At 58.2% G+C, this 917-nt stretch carries 1 protein-coding gene; it reads left to right on the plus strand.

What is annotated here, in order from left to right; translation table 11 throughout:
* Positions 1-76: 76 nt before the first annotated feature.
* A partial coding sequence (locus AKN84_RS44310; RefSeq protein ID WP_162240948.1) for a transposase occupies positions 77-917 on the plus strand: 841 nt, incomplete at its 3' end.

Here is a 917-nt window from a genome sequence, read left to right on the forward strand (position 1 = left end):
TGGCCCAGGCTGTGTGAAAACGCTCTGTTTTCCGCGATTCGCGGGTTAGGATTCCCTGCGATTTGCGGGGCAGCCGATGAAGCGCTTTGTTGAAGGGATCGATCGCGGGCAGAGCGCACTGTTCCCGGCATCTCTCGATGACTATGTGACCGAGGAAAACCCGGTGCGAGCGGTCGATGTGTTCGTCGACAGTCTCGATCTCGAGAAGCTCGGGTTCGTCGGTGTCCAGCCACTCGAAACCGGCCGACCCAGCTATCACCCCAGCACTATGCTCAAGCTCTACGTCTACGGCTATCTTAATCGGATTCCGTCGAGCCGGCGCCTGGAGCGGGAATGCCAGCGCAATGTCGAGATGATCTGGTTGACCGGGCGGCTGGCACCTGACTTCAAGACCATTGCGGACTTCCGCAAGGACAATGGCAAGGCCATTCGTGAGGTCTGTCGCGAGTTCGTCGCGCTGTGCCGCAAGCTTGATCTGTTCAGTGAAGCGAGCGTTGCCATTGACGGATCAAAGTTCAAGGCTGTCAATGCACGCGACAAGAACTTCACCGAGGCCAAGATGAAGAGGCGTTTTGAGCGGATCGATGAGAGCATCGCCCGCTACCTCTCTCAGCTTGAAACCGCCGATCGGCACGGCGATGCGGTGCCAGGAGCGAAGGTTGAGCGGTTGAAGGGCAAGATCGAGAAGCTCAAGGAAGAGATCGTCCGGCTCAACGCGATCAACGCGAAGATGATGAAGAGCGAGGACAAGCAGATCTCGCTCTCCGATCCCGACGCCCGCTCGATGGCGACAAGTGGCAAGGACACTGGCATCGTTGGCTACAACGTGCAGGTTGCAGTAGATACCCAGCATCATCTCATTGTGGCTCACGACGTCACGAACGTGGGCAGCGACCGCCACCAACTCGCCAACATGG

It is taken from the genome of Bradyrhizobium tropiciagri, from assembly GCF_001189845.1.
GTDB lineage: Bacteria > Pseudomonadota > Alphaproteobacteria > Rhizobiales > Xanthobacteraceae > Bradyrhizobium > Bradyrhizobium tropiciagri.